This window comes from Acinetobacter rudis, from assembly GCF_031157835.1.
Lineage (GTDB): Bacteria > Pseudomonadota > Gammaproteobacteria > Pseudomonadales > Moraxellaceae > Acinetobacter > Acinetobacter rudis_A.
The window spans coordinates 14073-35607 of record NZ_JAVIDR010000006.1; the positions used below are offsets into that span (position 1 = coordinate 14073).

Below are 21535 nucleotides of genomic sequence, written 5' to 3' on the forward strand. Positions count from 1 at the left end.
GCCTTTAGGCAGCCTTCTTTTTATACTCTGTAAGTGGATAATCTATTAAAATCCACTAAGTAAGCGTATTGCGACCTCGCTCATTAATCTATCTGCAATCACCAGCGCTAAAATCGCTAAGATTGGTGACAAATCAATCATCCCCATATTAGGTAAAATACGACGAAAAGGTGCCAATAATGGTTCAGTTAACTCTTGTACCACCTCAATATAAGGTGAACGTGACTGAGTAAACATGACCACCCAACTTAAAATAATTGTTGCAAAAATCAAATACTTAAGAATACGAATAAGTGATTGTATACTTTCCATCAAGGTTGCAACCAATAAGAAAGTACCGTTATACAGTGGCAATCCACTCAAGTGCATTACACCAAACTTTTTCAATAAACATAGCAACAATAATAAAATGAGTGCGGCAATATTCACTCGCCCTTTTGCAATTGTCGGAAAAATTCGACTAAAAACATCAACAACCTTTGTCGCTTTGATTGTTGACATAACGACAGGGTTATAAGGGTTAACTACTGCCAATTGCATTAAAAAACGGAAGAAAACCAGCAATATTGCGACGTTCATGATGATTGCAAAAATATCAGCAGATTGCGCCATATTTAAACTTTCCTAATAATAATAAAAGTTACTTAACACTTTCACTTAAGTCACGTGCTAACTCTTGGCTACGTTTTTGTGCTGCAGCCAAAGCAGCTTGAATATTTTGTGAAACCTGAGCACGGTCAAATACTTCCAAAGCTGCTTGTGTAGTGCCATTAGGAGAAGTCACATTTTTTCTCAATTCAGCTGGAGTATTTGAGCTAGTAATAGCCATTTGTGCTGCACCTAATGCAGTTTGCAAAGTCAGTGCTGTAGCTACCTTTTCATCTAGCCCAAGATTTTTTCCTGCACGAATCATACTTTCCATCATGTAGAAGAAATATGCAGGCCCTGAACCAGATACAGCTGTTACAGCATCAATCTGAGCTTCATTATCCAACCAAAGTGTTAAACCTGTTGCTGCCAATACCTGACTTGCCAAATCACGCTGCTCAGCGGATACAGCATTCGTCGCAAACATCCCATGTGCTCCAGTTTGCACCAATGCAGGTGTGTTTGGCATTACACGTACAATTTGATCAGTTTCTAATAGGTGCGCAATACTATCAATTTCAGCACCAGCAACAATTGAAATGATGAGTTTATTTTGTAACAGACCCTTTAAAGGGCTCAATACTGTAGTTAAAACTTGTGGTTTTACAGCAAGTACGACCACATCAGCTTGTTGCACTGCAGCCAAATTGTCATCAGTAACATGTAATTCCTTCTCAAGAAGAACCTGTCTTACTTTTTCAACGGGATCTGCAACTGTAATGCGAGTTGCAGGCATACCACGACTTAACAAGCCTCCAATTAAGGCTTGAGCCATATTACCGCCGCCAATAAAACTGATATTACAATTTAAAACTGCACTCATAAATCACGCTCAACATAAAATTTAGAATGGCTTGGGATCAATTGAGGTATCCATCCCCCTGCCTCACAATACTCGGACTGACTTAGCCAAAAACCCTTCGGAGTAAAAACACCAAGCATAACATTATCTATACTTAATATTTGAATTGTATGACGTTGCCAAGGGAAAATATGTGCTTCTTGTACGGCTTTCTTCAATGGCCAACGACCGATACGACCATGAAGGTGTATTTTTTCTCCACCTCGGCGTACCTGCAAACAGAGATTCTGCTTCAACAATTTGGGATGCAATCCCATAGCTGTATTTTGAATTTGAAATTGTCCTGATGCAAGCGACAATTTCTGTGACAGTTCGAGCTTTAAATCGCAATCATGAATATCATTGTCCTGCTTAGATGCCAAATATTCTTGTTGTTGTAAACGATAAATTACACCTTGATAACGTACATAATAATAACCATTACTATGCAATGCCGCTTGAGCATCAGTTTTTGCAGCAATCACTTCCTGTTGTAACCTTTCTACCATCTGCAAAGCAGGCCGATAGTTCTGCTCACCTTTCATCCAAGCTGACAAAAGCTGGCGTTGGCGTGCTATGGATAAACAGCACAGCTTTTCAAGATTCAATTCTTGTGCATTACCGCAATTTTCCCAATCTTGTTGCAAAACTTCTTGTAAAATTTGATCAGCATCGTGCATTAACTCACTACAACGTGCCAATGCAGATTGCATTTTGGGATAACGTTGTTGCAGCATAGGCCACAACTCAGCACGACACCAAGCTCGATCATAATGTAAGTCAAAATTACTCGGATCATCAACAAAAGGAAGTTGTAACTCCCCAACCCATTGCGCAATTTGCTCACGTGTTAACTTTAAAAAAGGTCGCCAAAGTTTAAATTGATCACGTGATTCATAAGGCTGCATTGCAGCTAGCCCTTTAACACCTGTACCAGTCAATAGTCGAAGAAACATCGTTTCTGCTTGATCTTGTTGATGATGAGCGAGAACCAATATCTCGTGCTGAGAGAGGTGTTGAGAGAATGCTTGATAACGCGCATTTCGGGCTTGATTTTCTAGATTACCCTGTTGAACATCAACAGCTTGCACAATACATTCCACCCCTATTTTTTGGCAAAATGTTTGCACAAGCTCACCCCAAGATGTACTTGGTGCCTGTAATTGATGATTAATATAAATTGCCCGTATACGGTCTGGAAAAATTTCAGATAGTAAAAACAATAACAGCATGGAATCCATGCCGCCACTACATCCAACTAAGAAGCGAGCCTCTGTAGAGAAACTCGCTGTTTGTGTTAAGCAGTAAGACCTAAATTCTCGCTGCCAAATTTCATTAAACGTTGATAACGTGCTTCGCATCGCTCATCTGCATCCATAGGTTGCAACTGCTGCAAAGCTTGCGTCAGTACAACTTTAAGTTTATCCATGACCTCTTGAGGGTTAATATGCGCCCCCTCACCTTCATCGATCACGTCCTCAACTATACCCATTTTTTGCAGTTTGTCAGCTGTTAATGCTAAAGCTTCACTGGCTTGTTCTGCTTTCTCTGCTGTTTTCCAAAGAATAGAAGCACAACCTTCTGGAGAAATCACAGAGTAAATACTGTGAGAAAGCATAACAACGCGATCGGCAACGCCTATACCAATAGCACCACCAGAACCGCCTTCACCTAAAATTGTGGCAATGACTGGAACACGTAAATTAGACAATTGAGCCAAATTTACAGCAATTGCTTCTGCTTGCCCACGCTCTTCTGCACCAACACCAGGGTAAGCACCCATGGTATCTACAAAAGTAAATACAGGAAGGTTAAAACGCTCAGCCATATCAAATAGGCGTTGAGATTTACGATAGCCCTCAGGATTACACATACCAAAGTTATGTTGTAACTTTTCACGAGTACTACGACCACGATGTTGGCCAACAACCATTACCGCTTGTCCATCTAAACGCGCCAAACCACCAATCATCGCACCATCATCACCATAGAGACGATCGCCATGAAGGGCATCAAATTCGGTAAAAATTTCACTCACATAGTCCAAAAATTGTGGACGATCTGGATGACGTGCAACTTGGACTGTTTTCCAAGCCTTAGATTGAGCTGCTTTATTTTTCATATGTCGATCATTATCCCTAAATTAACTCAAATTTCGGTTAACTGATAAATTGTTCCGACTGAATATTCAAGTCAATATCCCAGTGCTTGAACTGGATTTGCTCATCATGCAAATCGGCAACAAGCAGTGGCCATTGTTTGGCATCACCAGAAACGCTAAGCTGCCATTGTTGCGCATCTATAGCAGTCAATTCAATGGCAGGAAGCATCGCATCGCTACGACTATGATTAAGACAAACTGCTAGCCTTAAAATCAAACAAAGGTGCATAAGCTTGCGGCTACCAGCACGAATAACATCAACTTTATCATCGGTGCGGAGTTTGCGACGATGATGACCGACCAAATGTGCCAAATGAATTTGATCAATTTGTGAGAAGCCTGGAATATCTGAATGCTGTAACAAATACGCCCCATGACGATGATAGCCACCATGACTGATTGCTAAACCAATCTCGTGCAAATAAGCAGAGCGTCTTAATAGGTCACTATCTTCAGTATTAAAATCAAATTGTTCAGCAATATTCGCTAAGAGCTGCTGAGCAACATCATCAACACGACGAGCCTGTTTCAAGTCCGCCCCATAGCGTCCCATCAGTGCTTGAACACTACGATCTCGGACATCTTCATGTTGAAAACGTCCTAAAAGGTCATACATCACACCTTCACGTAATGCACCATCTGAATACACGAGCTTATCAATCTCTAGTACTTCAAAAATAGCGTATAAAATAGCAAGCCCAGCAGGTAGAACCCATCGACGATCGTCTTTTAATCCATCGAAATCAAGTTCAGAAACATGTTTAAATTTGAGTAGTTTTTCTTTTAATTTTTCTAGGCCTTCGCGTGTTAAGTTTTCCTTATCATCACTCCACCCCATGTTAATGGTAATTTGACGACAAGCTTTAATCGTACCGCTCGAACCAACGACTGTATCCCAACCTGCTTCACGGTAGGTATTGGCAATACCTGACAATTCTTTACGTGCAGCCACAACTGCTTTATCAAAATCTTTCTGGCTAATCTCACCATTTGGGAAAAAAGCTTTACTGTATGCTACACATCCCATTTGTAACGATTCAGTATGAATTGGCTCAAATTCTTCACCAATAATCAATTCAGTTGAACCACCACCAATATCAATCACTAAACGACGACCGCTGTTAGCCAAAGTATGAGAAACGCCCAAATAAATTAAACGCGCTTCTTCACGGCCTGCAATAATTTCAATAGGCTTGGGTAAAATTTCAGCTGCTTTTTGAATAAATTCATGACCATTTTTAGCCTGACGTAAAGCATTGGTTGCAACAATTCGTAAACGATTAGGTTGTACAGAACTCAAACGACCAACAAAACGCGCAAGACAAGCCAAACCACGTTGTTGCGCAGCTTCCGTTAAATTTTTATTTTCATCTAGACCGGCAGCGAGTTGCACTTTTTCTGACATCGAAGCGACTTTTTTTACTTCACCGTGATCCACTCGAGCAATCGCCAAATGAAAACTATTTGATCCCATATCAATCGCTGCGAGCAGCTCTTCATCAATCAAAAAATCAGACATTATCTATACAAACCCTTGCAGAATTGTGCCTAGATTAATTCACATAACTGTAATTTAAAAGCCATTTATGTAGACTTATCGATGAGTACTTAATTTTTGTCTATATGTGACATTAATGTGACAACTAAAACCCTCCGATCAAGTAAATCGGCAAGCTCAATTGGACAAATGAGCAATTAGAAATCAAAATTCAAATGATTCTATACATTGTTAATGATGTCTGTGTAATACTAAATCTATTCTAGATTATCCTTCATTTTAATTATTTTGGAGCAACAACTATGTCAGGCAACATCGTTAATACTACTGACACAAATTTTGAAACTGATGTACTCAAATCAGATGTCCCTGTTTTAGTAGACTTTTGGGCTGGCTGGTGTGCGCCATGTAAAGCAATCGCACCAGTACTTGAAGCACTATCAAGCGAATTTGAAGGTAAAGTAAAAATTGTAAAAGTTGATGTAACTTCATGCGAAGCAACAGCAGTAAATTACAATATCCGTAATATCCCAGCACTATTGATGTTTAAAAATGGTGAAGTTGTTGCACAACAGATTGGTGCAGTGCCTAAATCTAAATTAACGGCATTTATCGAAGAGCATATCTAATATTTTTTTGATTAATCAAAGCCATTAAATGCGTTATTTTTTATAACGCATTTTGCATTGTCAAATTGACAAAGCCTCATATCTCCCTTATATTGCATGCTCAAGAAACGTGAAGATCTTTACTACGTCGTTTCTTAAGGACATAGAACATAAATCGCCGCTCGGCAACAGGAATTGTGTCATACATTTCTCCTTGAAAGTATATATTCGATTTTGAGTTTAGATTGGCCTCCAATCAGCCTTCTCATATCTTGCATTGCGGACGATTTTTTTTACTTTTTCCCCCTATCTGTGTATCACACACATCCTAATATCTATCTGATAATTTATGAACTTAACTGAACTCAAGAAAAAACCTATTGGCGAACTCATAAAAATTGCTGAGTTTATGGGCCTTGAAGGAATGGCGCGTAATCGTAAGCAAGATATTATCTTCGCCATCTTGAAACGCCATGCCATGAATGGTGAAGAAATTTTTGGTGATGGTGTACTAGAAATTCTCTCTGACGGTTTTGGTTTTTTACGTTCGGCCGCTGGCTCTTACCTCGCGGGCCCCGATGATATCTATGTTAGCCCGTCACAGATTCGTCGTTTTAACCTACGCACTGGTGATACGATCACGGGTACGATTCGCCCCCCGAAAGAAGGTGAACGTTATTTTGCTTTATTAAAAGTTAATCAAATTAACTACGACACTCCTGAAAACTCACGTAATAAAATCCTATTTGAAAACCTCACACCACTTTTCCCAACTGAACAATTGGTAATGGAACTTGGTAATGGTACAAGTGAAGATTTAACAGCACGTGTTGTTGATCTCATCGCACCAATTGGTAAAGGACAACGTTCAATTATTGTTGCCCCACCAAAAGCTGGTAAAACCATGCTTTTGCAAAATATCGCTCAATCCATTGTACGCAACAACCCAGAAGTATTCCTTATCGTTCTTCTTATTGATGAACGTCCAGAGGAAGTCACTGAAATGGAACGTACTGTTCGTGGAGAAGTTGTTGCTTCTACCTTCGATGAATCCCCTGCACGTCATGTCCAAGTTGCAGAAATGGTGATCGAGAAAGCAAAACGTTTGGTTGAACACAAAAAAGATGTTGTCATTCTACTTGACTCGATTACACGTTTAGCACGTGCTTATAACACCGTTATTCCATCTTCAGGTAAGGTGCTTACAGGTGGTGTTGATGCACACGCTCTAGAACGTCCTAAGCGTTTCTTTGGTGCAGCACGAAATATTGAAGAAGGTGGTTCATTAACAATCATTTCTACAGCCTTAATTGAAACAGGCAGTAAAATGGATGAAGTGATCTACGAAGAATTTAAGGGTACAGGTAACCAAGAAGTTACTCTTGATCGTCGTATTGCTGAAAAACGTGTTTTCCCAGCAATGAACATCAAAAAATCAGGTACTCGTCGTGAAGAGCGTCTAATGGACGAAGATAAACTACGTAAAGTTTGGATTTTACGTAAACTTCTCCACCCAATGGACGAACTTGCGGCTATGGAATTCTTACTTGATCGCATGAAAGAAACCAAAACAAATGATGATTTCTTCGATCAGATGAAACGTAAAGCAGCAAACTAATTTATTGTCGCGCAAAAGTATCATTTTTTGTACATTAAGCCCTTGTTAATCTTGGGCTTTTTTATTGGTTGACTTGAGATACATATAATTACAATACGTCTTTAGAAGTGTAATTTTTATTGCCAAAGAAATTCTTCATAATTTTTAATATCTTTAACTCTATAATTTTAAAGAATTAATAATTTATAAAACCCAAAAAGCAATGAATTATTATTGTAATTTCCTGTTAATAATGCCAGTTTTTTTAATGGAGAGAGTAGCAATTCGTTTTGCTCAGTGATAGCATATCCCCAGACCAGTTAGGCTGCTCATGCGTTGTTAACCTCTTGCGGGTTTTAATCAATAAAAGCACACAACAGACTAACTAAGGTTTTTTTTATCTCAATTTATTTTTATGAGAGTGATGCCATGTTATTCAAAAAAATCGCTATTGCTGCTGCAGTTGCTACTACTCTAGCTTTCGTTGGTTGCTCTAAGAAAGAACAACCTGCTGATACAGCCGCTGCTTCTGAAGCTTCTGCTGCTACTGAAGCTTCAACTGTTACTCCAGACGTAACTACTGCTGCTTCTGAAGCTACTAACGAAGTTTCTGCTCCTGTTGATGCTGCTCCTGAAGCTTCAGCTCCAGCTTCTACAGCTGCTCACTAATAATCTTTTAGATTATTAGCAAAAGAAGGGAACCTTATGGTTCTCTTTTTTTATGCTTAAAATTTTGTACCACAAATAAAAAAACTCCAAACCGATAACGATTTGGAGTTTAGTCATTTAGAATGATTCAATTGAAATTAATCATCAACCTGTTCATTACCAACACGCTGTCTGAACTTTTGACCAGCACGGAAGGTCACCACACGACGAGCAGAAATTGGAATTTCCTCACCCGTCTTTGGATTACGTCCTGGACGCTGGCGTTTATCACGCAGTTCAAAGTTACCAAACCCAGAAAGCTTTACATGCTCACCGGAGATTAGTGCTTGACTAATTTCATCAAAAAACAACTCAACCATTTGTTTCGCTTCACGACGATTTAAACTCGTGAGCTCACTTAAATGATCAGCCATTTCTGCTTTTGTTAATGCTGTCATGAGGCCCTCAATGTCGCCTTATAAGTGTCTTCCAACACCTGTATTATATGCTCCATACCCGATTTTACTTCTTGATCTTCAAGAGTACGTGATGGATGCTGCCATAAAATTGCAAATGCTAAAGAGCGCTTGCCCTGTTCAACACCTTGACCAGTATACACATCGAATAACCAAGTCGAACTCAAGAATTCGCCACCCGTTTTTTCGATAAGTTGCTGAATTTCACTGACATTAATATTATCATCAATTAAAAGCGCAATATCACGTCGAACCGATGGAAAACGTGATATTTCTGTAAAATTGGATACATAACTTTGCAAAACAGCCTGTTGATCCAGTTCAGCCACCCAAGTTTGGCCTAAATCCAACTCATTTTCTAAGCTTGGATGTAAACGACCAAAATAGCCAATCGATTGACCTTGATAAATAATTTCAGCAGATTGACCAGGGTGCAACATTTCGCGTGTAGAACGTTGATACTCAACCTCTAAACGACCAGCAGCTAAAATATTCTCAATTTCACCTTTTAGGTCAAAGAAATCCATCGCTTGGTTTTTAGCATGCCAAGATTCATTAACATAAGGTCCAACCGCAATCATCGCCAATGTCGGAATTTGTTTTAACTCATCAATAGAGTTCGCATTCTGATAATCAAAACGTAAACCTAATTCAAAGAAACGTACACGACTTTGTTGGCGATTCAAGTTATGTTGCACACAAGGAATCAAGCTAGAAAGTAATGTTGAACGCATTACCGCTAAATCACTAGAAATAGGATTCGCTAGCTTTAACAACTGTCCAGTTGGATTTAATTGTTTCTCTAGTTTCTCATCTGCAAAACTAAAGCTAATCGCTTCCTGATATCCTAAACCAACCATCAACTGACGTAATTGAGGTAATTCAAATTGATCCGCATGTGCTGCAAATTTCACATCAATTTTCGGCAAGCTAATTTGAATATTATCGTAACCATGAATACGTGCAACTTCTTCAATTAGGTCTTGATAAATAGCCAAATCATAACGATATGATGGTGGAATTACCGACCACTGCCCTGTTGCTAAAGTCGTTACTTCACAGCCCAAGCGAGTTAAAGCATTCGCAACAAACGTACTGTCTATTGAATAACCTAAAAGTGTATCAACTTGCGCTTGTTGTAATGCAATTGCAGTACGTTTAGGTAAAAGATCTGTATTTTCTACAGTCGTAATTGGACCAAACTCACCGCCCGCCAGCTCTTGAATCAATTGAGATGCGCGTTGCATTGCCAATAATGGCAACTCAAAATCCACACCACGTTCATAACGCTGTGAAGCATCAGTATGCAATCCATAACGACGAGCGCGACCAACGACAGCCAATGGAGCAAAGAATGCTGATTCAAGGAAAATATCTTGTGTATCATCAGTTACAGCAGAACTTAACCCACCCATGACACCAGCCATTGCCAAAACTTTTTCATCGTCAGCAATGACCATAACATCTTCACTTAACTCAACATCTTGTTCATTAAGCAGAGTCAGTTTTTCTTGCGCTTTCGCTTGACGGACGGTTATAGCACCTTGAATTTTAGCAGCATCAAATGCGTGCATCGGTTGACCCAATTCCATCAAGACATAATTCGTCACATCAACAAGAAGGCTATGTTGACGAATTCCTGAGCGTGCTAAAGCTTGTACCATCCATTCTGGAGTAACCGCTTTAATATTTACATTCTTAATGAATCGACCTAAATAACGCGGACAGCCATCCGTTGTTATCTGAATCGTTTTTTGGTCTTGAATCGTTGCTTCAATATCATTGATGCTTGGTGCTTGAGCTTGTAATTCATTGATTACAGCTATTTCACGTGCTACACCACGAATACTAAAACAATCACCACGGTTTGGAGTAATACTGATATCAATCACATGATCATCAAGTTTTAGATATTCACGTATATCCACACCAATTGGCGCATCCGCTGGCAATTCAAGCAAACCATCTATTTTATCTTCAAGATCAATTTCAGATGCACCGCATAACATGCCGTGAGATTCTACGCCACGTAATTTACCTTTCTTGATTTTAAAATCACCTGGTAAAACAGCACCAATCATCGCCACAGGCGCTTTCATACCTGCACGTACATTTGGAGCACCACAAACAATTTGCAATGTCTCAGCCTGACCTATGTTCACTGTAGTAACACGTAAACGGTCTGCATCTGGATGTTGTTCAACAGTTAACACCTCACCCACAACAACCCCTGTAAATGGTTTTGCAGCAGGTGACATTTCATCTACTTCTAGTCCAAGCATAGTGAGTTGATTAGATAACGTTGTGCTATCAATAGTTGGGTTCACCCAAGTACGTAACCAATTTTCGCTAATTTTCATCTTATAAAAACCTTAAAATTCGAAATGTGTTTAAGCAAATTGGCGTAAGAAACGCACATCGTTTTGGAAAAATAATCGCAAGTCATTAATCCCATAACGCAACATAGCAAAACGCTCAACCCCAAGACCAAATGCAAAGCCTTTATATTTATCAGGATCTACACCAGAAGCACGCAGTACGTTCGGATGAACCATACCGCAACCTAACACTTCTAACCAACACCCCTGTTCATCCATAATATCGACCTCAGCACTAGGCTCAGTGAATGGGAAATAAGATGGGCGGAAACGAACTTGTAGATCTTTCTCGAAAAATTCGTTTAACAAGTTGATCAATAGGCCTTTTAGCTCAGCAAAGTTAGTATTCTCCGCAATGTATAAGCCCTCAATCTGATGGAACATTGGAGAATGCGTCTGATCTGAGTCACAACGATAAACACGGCCTGGACAAACAATACGAATTGGCAGACTTTCAGTTTCCATGGTACGTACTTGTACTCCTGAAGTATGCGTACGCAATAAATGTGTCGCATCAAAATAGAAAGTATCATGCATTGCACGTGCTGGATGGTAGTCTGGGATGTTTAAGGCTTCAAAATTATGATAATCATCTTCAACCTCTGGACCAGTTGCCACAACAAATCCAGCTTTAGTGAAGAATTGACAAATACGTTCACGCACTTGAACAACAGGATGAATACTTCCCAAAGTTTGACCACGGCCAGGCAAACTAATATCAACCTGTTCGCTTTCTAATTTTTGCTGTAAAGCAGCTTGTTGCAGTTGGGTTTGCTGTGCAGTGAGTGCAGCATTAATTGCTTCGCGCACTGAATGCAATGCAGCACCTTGAATCTTACGTTGTTCTGGGTCCATTTTACCCAGAGCTTTTGATTGTTCCGCAAGCTGGCTTTTCTTCCCTGTAAATTGCACTCGAACTTGGTCCAGTGCAGCAAGGTCTTGAGCTGCTGCTATTGCAGCAAGCGCTTCGGTGGTCAAGGCTTCCAGTGACATATAAACTCTCAAAGCTACAATTTAATAAAACAATATGATTGGTGGTTTAGGCTACCGAACTTAGGCACGATCGACCACCCCAAATGAATGACATCTGAAAAATAAAACATCAATCTGATAGAAATAAACTCAAAAATCACTCAAATAGCGATAAACGTCATAAGAGTAAGGGTTTACTGCTTAGTTATTACACAGAATGTATCAAAATATCGTATGCATTCTAACAGTTTTTACTCAATTGAATGAAGCCTCCTAGACAGGAAAATCCAATTAACGTTATGATCGTTAAATCGCCTAAAATATGTGCTCTATCAAAGAGATCACCTTATGAGTTTAGATCAAATTTGGAAACAACAACTCGCCCTCGTTAGCTATGGCAATGAATACCTAACAGGTCAAATTGCAATGCAACAATGGCTACAACATCAAATTTTCAATCTACATCAATTTTCTTTTCGTGATCTAAATACTCAGCATCTACTGGCTCAGCATTTTCAAGTCTGGTTAGAGACCTTAAAAAAACAAGGCGTGCAACGTATCAGCTTGCACCACTCAAATATTTTAAGACAAGAACAGAATCCAAATGCAAATGTAGAGTTACTTTCCTTTGCACACTTCATCGTAAGCCATCACGATACTCATATGACAGCTTGGATTTTTGGACAAGAACTCGCTGAGTGGTATAACGCTGAAGAAGATTTTATTATTCCAGAATCACAACGTTCAGCCGTGCGTAGCATGACGTATTGGCGTTTCGAGTTAAATCACAAACTCACTAAACAGATAAAACAAGATCTCACCCAACCCAATTGGGATGAAATTCAGAGTTTCACTAAAGCAGAATTGTTTCAACATCACTATGCTCAGGACTTCAAATATGATTCTAAAGATGAACGCTTTTACTATGGCTACTCAATAACCGAGCAGCACAGTACTAATACAATCGCTCCTCTTCCCTTGTTACCAAGCCATATTCCTGCGCCATATGCGCATGAAATGCTTTACCAACTAGAAGATCTTTCGACTTTTATTGAACAAAAAATTAACCATCCTTATGACGAACATGGTGTGATTATTAGTCCTGAACAACAGCTTAATCTCAGACACTTTTCAGAAAAAATTGATGACATTACGGCAAAATTCATTGTAAAAGTTGCTAACCACTATCCAACGGCAAAATTAACCGTTACAGCTGTGCAAGAACCTTTCGATGAAACTATGCAAATTCAACTACCTTCCACACAAGCTACCCAGCGCCCCACTGAACAGCAAAGTAAAAAAATGAGTGTATTTACATTAATCATTGTCACTGCACTACTGTGCTTAATTGCGTTTTACTATGGCTTCTAAGCAATCAGACTCTCATAGACCGTGATCTACACCTTGTTGCAATTGTGTACGAACTTGCATTAGTGCAAATCCTAGCAAATTTAAACCTTGCCAATGTTCTGGCTGCTGAGCAAATTCGTGATTTGCAGCCAGACCAATCCCCCAAATTTTGTCTACAGGTGAAGCCTCAACCAAAACTCGCTCATAAGTATTTAATAAATATTTTTTTAAAGCTGAGTTTTGACTAAATTTAGCCAAATTACCCTCTACCACAATATCAAAACAATGTTGTTGCCAAATACATTCGTCATAATTCTTAATTTTTCTTCCCAATGCTTTGACCTCACCAGGATTATTACTTGCCAAAATCTGCCGATATATATCTTGATCCTTAAAAAGCTCTGCTTTTTTTGCCATCATGAATTGTTCTGCTGAGCAAAATGCCACACCCTCAACACTAAACTGTGCTGGAAACCATTGACTCAAACAGCTCGCATCAACATGTTGTGGGCTTTTAGGAGTATGCCCCCAAAAACATAAATATTTAAAATATTGACCTTGTTGTATAGATAAAATTCAGCACAAAAAAAAGATCGCCTTCGCGATCTTTTTTCTATCATCAATGATGATTAAGCAGCTAAAGCGCCTTTTGCTTTTTCAGCAAGAGCAGCAAATGCTACTGAATCATGCATTGCGATATCAGCAAGTACACGACGGTCGATAATCACTTGAGCTTTTTTCAAGCCAGCGATCATACGGCTGTAAGATAAGCCATTTTGACGCGCACCAGCGTTGATACGAGCAATCCATAAAGCACGGAATTGACGTTTCTTTTGACGACGGTCACGGTAAGCATATTGACCTGCTTTAATTACCGCTTGGAACGCTACACGATAAACACGTGAACGCGCGCCATAGTAACCTTTAGCACGAGCAAGAATTTTTTTATGACGGCGATGAGCCTGTACACCACGTTTTACACGAGCCATTTATAATCTCCTTAGATGTATGGGCACATACGACGAACTGAAGCAACGTCACTTACGTGAACCATTACACAGCCGCGCAATTGACGGATACGCTTAGCAGATTTTTTGGTCAAAATGTGGCGTTTAAACGCTTGTTTACGCTTGAAACCGTTTGCAGTCGCTTTGAAACGCTTAGCTGCACCACGGCGAGTTTTTAACTTTGCCATAACAACCTCTTTAAGCACCTGTTCGGCACGCGTGCACCATTGCAACGACGACCTGCAGGTAAGGGAGGCAGTATTCTAATCTATATATGGATAAAACAAAAGCATTTGCTTCTTGTAGAAACAATTTTATCTAGCGCAAATATTAGATCATCCCCAATGTAATCCAACAAACAAAAAGATAACGCCCAATTTTTGCAAGACTCACCATAAATAAAAATCGTGTAAATTTTTCCTTCAGTAAACCTGAAATTAAAGTAATAGGATCACCAATAATTGGTACCCAACTTAATAATAATGACCAATAACCATATTTTTGATAAATTCGCTCAGCTTTAAGCATTTGTCGTTCTGAAACTGGAAACCACTTGCGATCTTTATATTTCTCTATTTTTATTCCCAAATACCAGTTCACACAGGAACCCAAAATATTACCAATACTCGCAGAGAGCAAAAGTATGCTAACCCAATATTTTTCTTGTAATAACAGACCAACTAAAACCGCTTCTGATTGAAGCGGCAATAACGTTGCAGATAAAAATGCGCTAGCAAATAAAATTAAGTACGCCACGGTGAAAACTATTGAATCATTTAAAGTTGGATTGCCAAAGCTTTTTGCACTGCTGGTCGTGCTTTAATACGTTCAAAATAATCTTTGACCTGTGGATAATCTTCTAGATTAATCTGTTGCCAATCATGGGTAATAATCCAAGGGAAAATTGCCATATCGGCAATTGAATACTCACCTGCCACATATTCTTGACCGATCAATTGCTGATTTAATACACCATATAATCTTTTGCTTTCATTCACATAACGATCAGTCGCATATGCAATACGCTCTGGCGCAAATTGACTAAAATGATGATTTTGCCCCAACATTGGCCCAAACCCACCCATTTGCCACATTAACCATTGTTCAACCTCAACACGTGCTTGTTCATCATGAGGGTAAAACAAGCCTGTTTTACGTCCAAGATATTGTAAAATTGCACCAGATTCAAAAATAGAGATGGGCTGATGATTCGGCCCATTTTGATCGACAATTGCAGGAATTTTATTATTAGGTGATATTTTCAGAAAATCAGCCTGGAATTGATCATTTTCTAAGATATTTATTGGATAAATATGATATTCCAAACCCATTTCTTCTAGGGCTATTGAAATTTTACGGCCATTTGGCGTAGCCCAATAATACAAATCAATCATATTTTAACCTAGTCATCAGTTGCTCTACTTTTATATACATCTTTCTGAACAAAAAAACCATCTCATAAGTGACACAGAACATAGCATTTAAGATAGCAATGATTAATCTAGTATTAACTATTTATCATTTTTCATTTCCAAATATTGGTTTGTTTGCAAACCCAAATAACGACGTCCTGGATTGTCTCCCTGAATCCACTCCTCAACCGTAAATAAATCAAACAAACCCACTTTAAGCAAAGTAGGAATAGCCAGTTTTAACTCGACCTCTACTTCACCACGCTCGCCATTATTGTAGCGTTGAATGTTTGCCAACATTGTTGCAACAGTCCCTGTTTGGACACGACTGCCATCTTTCAACCTCACTTCCGGCAAATACTCACCTTCTGCTACAACTTTTTGATTTGCTTGAGCCAATTCTTGGTTATTACTTTTAAATGACATTATGTACCTCTTAACCACTAGACTTCATTGAGCTGGATGAAATTTAGACACAAAAAAGCACCGCGATTGCGATGCTTTTTATACGGGAGATTACTTTTTCTTTTTCGGTCCAAGTAACATACCCATTTGACGACCTTCCATTTTCGGTGCTTGCTCAACAACACCACATTCAGCAACGTCAGCTTCAATTTTTTGTAATTGAGCGAGACCTAACTGTTGGTGAGCCATTTCACGACCACGGAAACGTAGAGTAATTTTGACTTTGTTGCCTTCTTCCAAGAAGCGAAGAATAGCACGCAGCTTCACATTGTAATCACCAACATCAGTACCAGGGCGCAATTTAATCTCTTTTACTTGCACTTGATGCTGTTTTTTCTTGGCATCTTTTTGCTTTTGCTTTAGATCGAACAAATGCTTGTTAAAATCCATGATTTTACAAACAGGTGGTTCAGCATTAGCAACAATTTCAACCAAATCTAGATCAACTTCTTCTGCAGCACGTAAAGCCTCAGTTAGTGAAACAATACCTCTTTGCTCACCATCTGCTGCAACGAGGCGAACCTCTTTTGCACGGATTTCATCATTAAGCGCAGGACGATTGCTTTTCGCACCTTGTTGTTGGTTACGTTCAGGCTGTTTAATCTTTCTTACTCCACAATATACCGGCCACGTTCGGCAACGGCGACATTTACTAGGTCAATAAAGGCATCTACTGACATAGTCCCTAAATTTTTTCCAGAGCGAGTACGAACGTTTAACGTACCCTCTTCCACTTCTCGATCACCAAGGACAACGAGATAAGGAATGCGCTCTAATGTACGCTCACGAATCTTAAAGCCGATCTTCTCATTTCTCAAGTCTGAAATGGCACGAATTCCATTTTCTTTGAGTTTTGCGACCACTTGCTCACAAGCTGCAGATTGAGAATCGGTGATATTCATCACACATGCTTGGATTGGAGCCAACCATGGTGGCATAAAGCCAGCGTAATGTTCGATAAGTATACCAATAAATCGCTCGAAACTACCAAGAATTGCACGGTGCAACATGATTGGGTAATCACGATCATTATCTTCAGTTACAAAAGTTGCGTCTAGGCGTTCAGGCATATTTGGGTCACACTGAATCGTACCACATTGCCATACACGACCGAGGCAATCTTTCAGTGAAAATTCAATCTTAGGACCATAGAATGCACCTTCACCTGGTTGTAATTCCCAAGGTAAACCAGCTGCATCTAATGCATCTGCAAGTGCTTTTTCAGCTGTATCCCACATTTCTTCGCTACCCACACGTTTTTCAGGACGTGTTGAAAGCTTCATCTGTACTTCATCAAAACCAAAGTCACGATACACATCAAGTGTTAACTGAATGAATTTCGCCACTTCCTCTGCAATTTGATCTTTAGTACAGAAAATATGAGCATCATCCTGAGTAAAGCCACGTACACGCATGATACCGTGTAAAGAACCCGATGGCTCATTACGATGACAAGAGCCAAACTCAGCCAAACGAATTGGCAATTCACGATAAGACTTTAAGCCTTGGTTAAAGACTTGTACGTGACACGGACAGTTCATTGGTTTTACAGCATATTCACGGCTTTCAGAATGAGTCGTAAACATATTCTCGGCATAGTTTTCTGCATGCCCAGATTTTTTCCATAAACTTAAGTCAACGACTTGTGGTGTACGAATTTCTTGATAACCATTGTCCTGTTGTACTTTTCGCATATATTGCTCAAGCACTTGGTAAATAGTCCATCCATTTGCATGCCAGAACACCATACCTGGTGCTTCTTCTTGCATATGAAATAGATCAAGTGCCTTACCAATTTTACGGTGATCGCGTTTTTCCGCTTCTTCAATACGTTTGATATAAGCCGCTAATTCTTTTTTATCAGCCCAAGCTGTACCATAGATACGTTGTAATTGCTCATTTTTAGCATCACCACGCCAATATGCACCTGAAATTTTAGTCAACTTAAATGACTTTAAAAATTTAGTATTTGGCACATGTGGACCACGACACATATCTACATATTCTTGGTGGAAGTACAAGCCCATTGCTTGCTCATCCGGCATATCTTCAACTAAACGCAATTTATAATCTTCACCGCGCTCAGTAAATAACTTAATTACTTCGGCACGAGGAGTCATTTTTTTAATGACATCATAATCTTGGTCGATCAGTTGCTTCATACGTGCTTCGATCGCTGCCATATCATCTAAAGTAAATGGTTTTGGCATCCAAATATCGTAATAGAACCCTTCTTCAATAACCGGTCCAATTACCATTTTTGCTTCAGGAAACAGTTGCTTAACAGCATGACCAACCAAATGTGCGCATGAGTGGCGAATAATTTCCACTCCTTCGGCATCTTTTGGGGTAATAATTTGTAGTTTCGCATCTTCGCTAATCAGCTCGCATGCATCAACTAGACGATCATTGACACGCCCTGCAACCGTGTTTTTAGCAAGTCCCGGCCCTATACTTTTCGCTACATCTAATACAGATACAGCTTGATCGAAACTTTTTTGGTCGCCATTTGGCAGTGTGATAATTGGCATATAAAAATCCTTAAGGAGTGATGCCCCATACTCAAGAGCATATCACCGCGAGATTATGATCGAGGCTTAACCCCAAAATAAAAACGGTGGAAATAGTTTAAGTCCAAATTTTACACGCTTCGCCCAAATTAATAAACCTTTGAATGTATATTTACTTGCCTGCTTATATAAAAATATTTTAATTATACTTGTTACTAATTTCTTAAAATAAAATGATAGATTTATTTTAACTTGTTTTATATTAACCACATAGTTATAAACTTAAAATGAAGGCGAACCTTCATTTTAAGTTAGAATCCCTGTTCAAAAATGTATTAAACTGATTCAGATGAATTACTCTTAATTAAAGCATCAATTTGACAACTAATATGTTGCCCCAATTTATGACTTCTCTCTATTTTTCGAATTATTTCAATTCGTTCAAAAGCTTTCATTTCTAACCAAGCAGTTAATAAAGCGCTTTCAACCATAGCGGTAAACTCACTATTATCTAGATAGCTTTTTACTCGAAATAAAATTTCATCGAAACTGTTTAGAATCTGTTCACGGTATGTGGGATATTGAATTGAAAGCTTAGCCAAACTCTCAGTTAAAATAAATAACAGATCAAACTTAATATAACGGCACGCTTCAATTAAATATGGAATGACCTTTTCCCCCAGCATTTCAAATACATTAATATAATTTGAAATCCATTCATCACCCCTATTCATACGATTTAAATGTGCCAAAATCTCTGGACACTCTTCAACTTGTCTTAATGCCCCCCAAGCGTAGAGTGCATAATACATAGCGAAAAACTCTCGATCACTCCCATAATAAAGTTTATCATCTGTCGCAATAGAAACTAACTCTTGAATATCCTTCAAATCAATTTGATATTGCGACAAAGAGGTAGAAAATTGATAAAATAACGCTAGATTACCCACAGGACTTGGTAGCTGAAGCAACCGATTAAGAAGCATAATGTCGCACCTCTGAACTCCCCCCAAAGAAAGCCTATAGAACAGCTCAGAATTATAATACTTTTACTTAAGCATTATAAATAGATTTTTCACCCCGTATTCTATTGATTTATTTTAAATTGTCTTTATTACAAATAAGTAACTTTATATATATTACATCTATTATTTTCTTATTTTTGACCTCATTATTGTTATGGCAATACTCGACTAAAGCATAAATGCAAGATAGATTTGAACTACATATCTTAATATCAGCACAAAATAATTAAATGGAGTTAATTGAAATGAGTGCATATGATGAATTAGAACGTAATCCTGCTAATTTTGTAGCACTTTCACCGCTACGTTATTTAGAACGCGCGGCATATATATACCCAAAACAAGATGCCATTATTCATGGTACGAGACGCATTAATTGGCATGATATACCTATCAACGTTGCCGTCAATTTGCTCATCAACTCAAACAGTTAGGGATTGGTAAAAATGATACGGTTTCGGTATTACTCCCCAATGTTCCTGCAATGATTGAAGCTCACTTTGCTGTTCCTATGGCTGGGGCAGTCTTGAATACGCTCAATACCCGCTTAGATGCGAAGACAATTGGTTTTATGCTCGAACATGCTGAAACCAAGGTATTATTGGTTGATCCTGAATTTTCAAACTTAGCCAAAGAGGCGGTTGCCCTACTTTCTCATGATATTTACATTATTGATGTAGCAGATACTGAATATGAATTCCAAAACACAACTACGGGTATTGGACAAATTGAATATGAAGACTGGATTGCAGCAGGTGACGAAAATTATGAATGGCACCTCCCCCAAGATGAATGGGATGCAATTAGCTTAAACTATACTTCTGGCACAACAGGAAATCCTAAGGGAGTTGTTTACCATCACCGCGGTGCATACATTAATGCAGCCAGTAATATCATTGCCTGTGGCATGACTCCACGCGCCAAATATTTATGGACCTTACCTCTTTTTCACTGTAATGGTTGGTGCTTTGCATGGACAATCGCAGCCAATGGTGGAACCAATATTTGTTTAAGAAAAGTTGATCCTGCCCTAGTCTTTAAACTCATAGAAACCCACCAAGTCGATTATTTTTGTGGTGCGCCAATTGTGCTTTCTATGCTGATTAATACTCCAAAACAACAACAAATTCAATTTAAACATCATGTTGAAGTCATGGTTGCTGGGGCTGCTCCACCTGCTGCAATTATTGAGGGCATGCACCATATTGGTATACAGGTCAATCATGTTTATGGTTTAACAGAAACCTATGGTCCTTCCGCACTTTGTGCTTCTCAAGCGGGCTGGAGTGAACTCTCCATTCAAGAACAGGCTCAACTACACTCACGTCAAGGTGTACCTTATCCTTTACAAGATGGTATGCGAGTTTTAGATCCAGATACCATGCAACCTGTCCCTAATGATGGCACAACCATGGGAGAAATTATGTTCCGTGGCAACATTGTTATGAAAGGCTATCTGAAAAACCCTGAAGCAACAGCAGAAGCATTTAAAGGTGGTTGGTTCCACACAGGTGACTTAGCAGTATGTCAACCTGATGGCTATGCCAAAATTATGGATCGTTCAAAGGATATTATTATTTCTGGAGGAGAGAATATTTCATCATTAGAAATTGAAGATGTACTTTATACTCATCCTGCAATTATGACGGCTGCTGTTGTTGCCAAACCAGATCCACGCTGGCAAGAAGTGCCTTGCGCTTATGTTGAGCTCAAACCTGATGCGAGTACCACTCCTGACGAAGTCATTGAGTTTTGCCAAAAACATCTTGCTCGCTTCAAAGTGCCGAAGGAAGTCATTATTACCGAAATTCCAAAAACATCGACAGGTAAATTACAGAAGTTTATCTTAAGGGAATGGGCACAAAATAGTCTAGATAGTGCAATTAAATAGAACACAAGTATTGAGTAAAAATAATCCGGCATTGCCGGATTATTTGTA

The 21535-nt window shown here is 39.0% G+C and carries 21 protein-coding genes and 1 pseudogene; 5 read left to right on the forward strand and 17 right to left on the reverse strand.

The genetic code is table 11. The features are described from left to right. Positions 1-45: 45 nt before the first annotated feature. Genes RFH42_RS07580 through ppx form a run of 5 tightly spaced genes read right to left on the reverse strand, consistent with a single transcriptional unit; the run spans position 46 to position 5169 of the window. Positions 46-612: a YggT family protein gene (locus RFH42_RS07580; RefSeq protein ID WP_308974993.1), complete on the reverse strand. Its 567-nt coding sequence runs from the start codon at positions 610-612 to the stop codon at positions 46-48. A 28-nt stretch (positions 613-640) separates the two neighbouring features. Continuing rightward, positions 641-1471: a pyrroline-5-carboxylate reductase gene (gene proC / locus RFH42_RS07585; RefSeq protein WP_308974994.1), complete on the reverse strand. Its 831-nt coding sequence runs from the start codon at positions 1469-1471 to the stop codon at positions 641-643. Beyond that, positions 1468-2850, reverse strand: a complete 1383-nt coding sequence (gene tilS / locus RFH42_RS07590) for a tRNA lysidine(34) synthetase TilS (protein ID WP_308974995.1) — start codon at positions 2848-2850, stop codon at positions 1468-1470. Before tilS ends, proC begins: the two co-directional genes overlap by 4 nt. After that, positions 2787-3611, reverse strand: coding sequence for an acetyl-CoA carboxylase carboxyltransferase subunit alpha (locus tag RFH42_RS07595; RefSeq protein ID WP_308974996.1), 825 nt, complete (start codon positions 3609-3611; stop codon positions 2787-2789). Before RFH42_RS07595 ends, tilS begins: the two co-directional genes overlap by 64 nt. A 37-nt stretch (positions 3612-3648) precedes the next feature. Further along, positions 3649-5169: an exopolyphosphatase gene (ppx, locus tag RFH42_RS07600; protein WP_308974997.1), complete on the reverse strand. Its 1521-nt coding sequence runs from the start codon at positions 5167-5169 to the stop codon at positions 3649-3651. Between the two features lie 281 nt (positions 5170-5450). On the opposite strand from ppx, the gene trxA reads away from it, so the two are divergent. The 3 genes from trxA (at position 5451) to RFH42_RS07615 (ending at position 8022) form a co-directional block, all read left to right on the forward strand. Continuing rightward, the gene (gene trxA, locus RFH42_RS07605; protein WP_308974998.1) at positions 5451-5777 is read left to right on the forward strand and encodes a thioredoxin; all 327 of its coding nucleotides are present in this window, start codon (positions 5451-5453) and stop codon (positions 5775-5777) included. Between the two features lie 328 nt (positions 5778-6105). Continuing rightward, positions 6106-7374, forward strand: a complete 1269-nt coding sequence (gene rho / locus RFH42_RS07610; protein WP_016657408.1) for a transcription termination factor Rho — start codon at positions 6106-6108, stop codon at positions 7372-7374. 408 nt (positions 7375-7782) lie between these two features. After that, entirely contained in the window at positions 7783-8022 is a 240-nt protein-coding gene (locus RFH42_RS07615; protein WP_308974999.1) for a hypothetical protein, read from the forward strand. A gap of 137 nt (positions 8023-8159) precedes the next feature. Here the strand turns inward: RFH42_RS07615 and RFH42_RS07620 are convergent, their stop codons facing one another. Genes RFH42_RS07620 through pheS form a run of 3 tightly spaced genes read right to left on the reverse strand, consistent with a single transcriptional unit; the run spans position 8160 to position 11848 of the window. Then, a complete protein-coding gene (locus RFH42_RS07620; RefSeq protein ID WP_016657410.1) occupies positions 8160-8459 on the reverse strand; it encodes an integration host factor subunit alpha in 300 nt (99 codons plus the stop codon). Beyond that, a complete protein-coding gene (gene pheT / locus RFH42_RS07625) occupies positions 8456-10837 on the reverse strand; it encodes a phenylalanine--tRNA ligase subunit beta (protein ID WP_308975000.1) in 2382 nt (793 codons plus the stop codon). The genes RFH42_RS07620 and pheT overlap by 4 nt, the downstream gene beginning before the upstream one ends. A 30-nt stretch (positions 10838-10867) precedes the next feature. After that, complete coding sequence (gene pheS / locus RFH42_RS07630; RefSeq protein ID WP_308975001.1) at positions 10868-11848, reverse strand: phenylalanine--tRNA ligase subunit alpha; 981 nt, start codon at positions 11846-11848, stop codon at positions 10868-10870. Between the two features lie 327 nt (positions 11849-12175). Here pheS and RFH42_RS07635 point away from each other — a divergent pair, with 327 nt between their 5' ends. Then, a complete protein-coding gene (locus tag RFH42_RS07635) occupies positions 12176-13198 on the forward strand; it encodes a hypothetical protein (RefSeq protein WP_308975002.1) in 1023 nt (340 codons plus the stop codon). A 12-nt stretch (positions 13199-13210) separates the two neighbouring features. Here the strand turns inward: RFH42_RS07635 and RFH42_RS07640 are convergent, their stop codons facing one another. From RFH42_RS07640 to RFH42_RS07680, 9 genes are all read right to left on the reverse strand, one after another. Further along, on the reverse strand, positions 13211-13753 hold the full coding sequence (locus tag RFH42_RS07640) for an NADAR family protein (protein ID WP_308975108.1): 543 nt from the start codon (positions 13751-13753) through the stop codon (positions 13211-13213). 53 nt (positions 13754-13806) lie between these two features. Then, positions 13807-14166: a 50S ribosomal protein L20 gene (gene rplT / locus RFH42_RS07645; protein WP_180164426.1), complete on the reverse strand. Its 360-nt coding sequence runs from the start codon at positions 14164-14166 to the stop codon at positions 13807-13809. An 11-nt stretch (positions 14167-14177) separates the two neighbouring features. Further along, positions 14178-14372 carry a 50S ribosomal protein L35 gene (gene rpmI / locus RFH42_RS07650; RefSeq protein ID WP_001096359.1) on the reverse strand — a complete coding sequence of 65 codons (195 nt, stop codon included), beginning with the start codon at positions 14370-14372 and terminating at the stop codon, positions 14178-14180. Positions 14373-14514: 142 nt separating this feature from the next. Next, positions 14515-14940, reverse strand: coding sequence for a YqaA family protein (locus tag RFH42_RS07655; protein WP_308975003.1), 426 nt, complete (start codon positions 14938-14940; stop codon positions 14515-14517). Positions 14941-14960: 20 nt separating this feature from the next. After that, entirely contained in the window at positions 14961-15578 is a 618-nt protein-coding gene (locus RFH42_RS07660; protein ID WP_308975004.1) for a glutathione S-transferase N-terminal domain-containing protein, read from the reverse strand. Between the two features lie 117 nt (positions 15579-15695). Further along, positions 15696-16022, reverse strand: coding sequence for a DUF7709 family protein (locus RFH42_RS07665; protein WP_308975005.1), 327 nt, complete (start codon positions 16020-16022; stop codon positions 15696-15698). Between the two features lie 90 nt (positions 16023-16112). Then, a complete protein-coding gene (gene infC, locus RFH42_RS07670; RefSeq protein ID WP_308975109.1) occupies positions 16113-16664 on the reverse strand; it encodes a translation initiation factor IF-3 in 552 nt (183 codons plus the stop codon). Between the two features lie 5 nt (positions 16665-16669). Further along, positions 16670-18592, reverse strand: coding sequence for a threonine--tRNA ligase (gene thrS / locus RFH42_RS07675; protein ID WP_308975006.1), 1923 nt, complete (start codon positions 18590-18592; stop codon positions 16670-16672). A 314-nt stretch (positions 18593-18906) separates the two neighbouring features. Beyond that, positions 18907-19557 (reverse strand): hypothetical protein, encoded by a 651-nt coding sequence (locus RFH42_RS07680; RefSeq protein ID WP_308975007.1) that lies wholly within the window; start codon positions 19555-19557, stop codon positions 18907-18909. 284 nt (positions 19558-19841) lie between these two features. On the opposite strand from RFH42_RS07680, the pseudogene RFH42_RS07685 reads away from it, so the two are divergent. After that, positions 19842-21487 (forward strand): annotated as a pseudogene (locus RFH42_RS07685) (acyl-CoA synthetase). The last annotated feature ends 48 nt before the right edge of the window (positions 21488-21535 follow it).

Excerpts from the sequence above, each read along its gene's own strand:
- RFH42_RS07580 (WP_308974993.1), bottom strand. The coding sequence starts at position 612 with ATGGCGCAATCTGCTGATATTTTTGCAATCATCATGAACGTCGCAATA.
- proC (WP_308974994.1), bottom strand. The coding sequence starts at position 1,471 with ATGAGTGCAGTTTTAAATTGTAATATCAGTTTTATTGGCGGCGGTAAT.
- tilS (WP_308974995.1), bottom strand. The coding sequence starts at position 2,850 with ATGCGAAGCACGTTATCAACGTTTAATGAAATTTGGCAGCGAGAATTT.
- RFH42_RS07595 (WP_308974996.1), bottom strand. The coding sequence starts at position 3,611 with ATGAAAAATAAAGCAGCTCAATCTAAGGCTTGGAAAACAGTCCAAGTT.
- ppx (WP_308974997.1), bottom strand. The coding sequence starts at position 5,169 with ATGTCTGATTTTTTGATTGATGAAGAGCTGCTCGCAGCGATTGATATG.
- trxA (WP_308974998.1), top strand. The coding sequence starts at position 5,451 with ATGTCAGGCAACATCGTTAATACTACTGACACAAATTTTGAAACTGAT.
- rho (WP_016657408.1), top strand. The coding sequence starts at position 6,106 with ATGAACTTAACTGAACTCAAGAAAAAACCTATTGGCGAACTCATAAAA.
- RFH42_RS07615 (WP_308974999.1), top strand. The coding sequence starts at position 7,783 with ATGTTATTCAAAAAAATCGCTATTGCTGCTGCAGTTGCTACTACTCTA.
- RFH42_RS07620 (WP_016657410.1), bottom strand. The coding sequence starts at position 8,459 with ATGACAGCATTAACAAAAGCAGAAATGGCTGATCATTTAAGTGAGCTC.
- pheT (WP_308975000.1), bottom strand. The coding sequence starts at position 10,837 with ATGAAAATTAGCGAAAATTGGTTACGTACTTGGGTGAACCCAACTATT.
- pheS (WP_308975001.1), bottom strand. The coding sequence starts at position 11,848 with ATGTCACTGGAAGCCTTGACCACCGAAGCGCTTGCTGCAATAGCAGCA.
- RFH42_RS07635 (WP_308975002.1), top strand. The coding sequence starts at position 12,176 with ATGAGTTTAGATCAAATTTGGAAACAACAACTCGCCCTCGTTAGCTAT.
- rplT (WP_180164426.1), bottom strand. The coding sequence starts at position 14,166 with ATGGCTCGTGTAAAACGTGGTGTACAGGCTCATCGCCGTCATAAAAAA.
- rpmI (WP_001096359.1), bottom strand. The coding sequence starts at position 14,372 with ATGGCAAAGTTAAAAACTCGCCGTGGTGCAGCTAAGCGTTTCAAAGCG.
- RFH42_RS07660 (WP_308975004.1), bottom strand. The coding sequence starts at position 15,578 with ATGATTGATTTGTATTATTGGGCTACGCCAAATGGCCGTAAAATTTCA.
- RFH42_RS07665 (WP_308975005.1), bottom strand. The coding sequence starts at position 16,022 with ATGTCATTTAAAAGTAATAACCAAGAATTGGCTCAAGCAAATCAAAAA.
- thrS (WP_308975006.1), bottom strand. The coding sequence starts at position 18,592 with ATGCCAATTATCACACTGCCAAATGGCGACCAAAAAAGTTTCGATCAA.
- RFH42_RS07680 (WP_308975007.1), bottom strand. The coding sequence starts at position 19,557 with ATGCTTCTTAATCGGTTGCTTCAGCTACCAAGTCCTGTGGGTAATCTA.